Origin of the sequence: Nostoc cf. edaphicum LEGE 07299 (genome assembly GCF_015207245.1) — a bacterium.
GTDB classification, from domain to species: domain Bacteria; phylum Cyanobacteriota; class Cyanobacteriia; order Cyanobacteriales; family Nostocaceae; genus Nostoc; species Nostoc edaphicum_B.
Genome location: NZ_JADEXF010000912.1, coordinates 1 through 2,793, shown reverse-complemented (window position 1 = coordinate 2,793; position 2,793 = coordinate 1). Strand labels below are relative to the sequence as shown.

Below are 2,793 nucleotides of genomic sequence, written 5' to 3'. Positions count from 1 at the left end.
GTCCTCAACAAATGCGTTGGGGTTTTGGAGAATATCAGTATTACCCCACTCTTTCAAGGATTGTGTTTTCAACGTCACATTTAACCTTTTGGAACCAAGTTCGATATAGCCCCTGAGAGATACTTCTTTGCGGTGGATTGCCAGCCATCCTGCTAGCAACATGGTAAAGTTATACTCGCTATAACCAAAAGATGGCGCAGAAAGTACTTGCCAAATTTTTTCCAGGTCAATAACTTTTTGTGGCAATCCTTCTAAATCAGTTATTTCAGAAATTTTATCCCAAGCAGCGCGAATTTTTTCATTAGTTGGTTCTTGAATAATATATTTATCAGATGTTTTTTTGAATAAACCCCATAACCGGACAAAAATCTGGTCAATAACAGTACTATAAGAACGGTCTGGCAGTGTCTGTTGACTGAGATTATCTTCTATAAAGATTTGTTTGGCAGTCCAGCCGACAATTTTTTTACCTGTGAGATGTCCTGAACGCATCTTATCGATTTCATCCACAGGCGGGACGAAAGGATACAAATCTTGTAACAGTACACTGATTACCCGTTGCGCCTTACGTTGTTCCGCAGATGGAATTTTCTCCAGTCCCACGCAATGGAAAGTGCAATCATTTAATAACCTTTTTAACCGTGTGTTGACTTCTTCTTGCCAACGCTGAAGAAGTTGTTTATAAGCTGTTCCAAACAATCTTTTGTCAGCAGCGTCGGTTTCCTCTAGAACTTTTATCTTCAAAATTACACGGGCTAAATTTCCAGTTTCTTCTATAGGAATAGCAACTGCGATACGATTTTTAATTGGTGATTTAGCTAAATAATTAGATATATTATTCCGAAATGCTTGCAACTCTTCTTGAGTCTCTGCCAGCACATAAGCTAAAATTCCCTTTTCTTTGGTGTCTCTGAGAGTACGATTATTCTCTAACGCCCTAATGAATTCATGAATACTATATATCTTGAATTCAAACCGCCAGTCTTCACTGACTAATTTGTTATTTTTAACAAACTGTGTAGCAGTAATTTTATCATGAGACGGATATTGTTTAAGAATACTAATTTGCCCACAGTAGGCAACAACATCATTAATTGATGTTGTCTGATATTTGATTTTTTCTTCAATTTCTTCTTGAACACCTGTAGGGTTAATCCCTTCCCAGAATCGATAAAGCTTAATTTCTGGTCGGTGGTAAATTAAGTCTCTTTCCTTTTCTAGTTTATCTAGTGCTGTCTGGAGTTTCAATTTAGTTAAACCGGTCAAAGCTACCAAAATTTCTTGATGATCTTCCCGGTCAGACTTGGTAAGGTTTTCTCCACTAGCTTCATATAAAAATAATGCTTTTATAACAATTAATTCATCAGGATTATCAGCGCCTGCAACCAACTCTACAGCTTTTTTGTAGTGGTTATAAACAGAATAGTTAGAAAAATTTTCAATAAAGGTATCTACTAAAGCAATGGGATAAATGTAATTAAGTTTTCCAGCATTGTCTACAGGCTGAGTTGCAATGAAATTTTTGACATAGCCTTTTATAAATTGGATAGCAGTTCGATCTTGGGTAAAGTCAAGGTTGCACAGCAGATATGCTGTAAGAGGATAGAGGGGAAAACAACCCTCAGACAAGTGGGTATAAAACTCTTGGAAAGACCAGCCTTTGTTTTTATAAATTTTAATTCTTCCCTCGAAGGCGGTTTCAGCTTCTCTTCTCAGTGTGTTATGCCATTGAGAATGAAATGTTTGCCAACTAGAATTATTTTTTCGCAACAATAAGTTTTCTATTACTAGTTCTAAGCTAGAAGTAGGATTATCGTAGGTAGTGCCATCTTTTGGTGCAAGGCGAGTTGCTATCTTTTGGTACTCTGGTATAGCATTTGCAGAAATCCCCAATGCCCTACCAGGATGAATTTGAGTGAAACTTAGTAGAGCAATTTTTCCTTTGTAGTTTTCGCAAATGTTAGTAATATTTTGCAGTGCAGTACCCCCAGCACCTATGTCATCTGCTGCCCAAGATTTTAGATAGTAATTTAGCTCATCAAATAAAATTAAAATCCCCTGAAAATGGGCATTATCACCAGTACAACAATTTTTTAATAAATCTTCTAGAATTGCTTGGATATTTATATCGGCAGTAAAATCAAGAGTAAATCCTGTGATTTGAAAGGCAAGTTTTTTAACAGTCGATATAACACCAGAGTTATTTTCTCTGAGTAAGCGAATGATCGAATTTAAATCACCATCAGGATTACCAATGCTTTCTAGATATTTTTCTGCTTTTACCCTATTCTCTGGATTCAAACTTTCCAAATAGCGTAGGGGTTCACTGCATATATGTTGTGCCAAAGAATCCTGAATACCTGCTTCTTCCAGATTTTTGACGAGTTGTTGCAGAAATTGCTTCCTAATGTCACCGCCTTGATCTCCACTAAGACAGATAACCAAATGTTGGTGGCGTTGCTTTTCTTTGAAAAGCTTCAATCCTTCAGAAATAGACTGATTTTTGGCAGATGTCGCTTTTTCTAATTGTGACAAAATCCCTTGCACTTCCTGACTGTGGAAGGGTTTTTTGAAAAAATTGGCTACAGCGATCGCAAAATGAGATTTACCCTTACCATATTGTTGAATCATCAAATGGATATTCGGCTGATTTGGACTATGATAGCTACGGCGCACCGCATCCAAAATACCAACCGTCGATAAATCAGGTTTTGTTACGTCGTAATTAAAGATAAACCTGTCACACGGTGGCAAGTTCTTCTCTAAATCAGCCAACATCCCAAAGTACACAGA

1 protein-coding gene is annotated in these 2,793 nt (G+C 37.0%); it reads right to left on the bottom strand.

What is annotated here, in order from left to right; translation table 11 throughout:
- A partial coding sequence (locus IQ229_RS22505; RefSeq protein WP_194047556.1) for a hypothetical protein occupies positions 1-2,793 on the bottom strand: 2,793 nt, incomplete at both ends.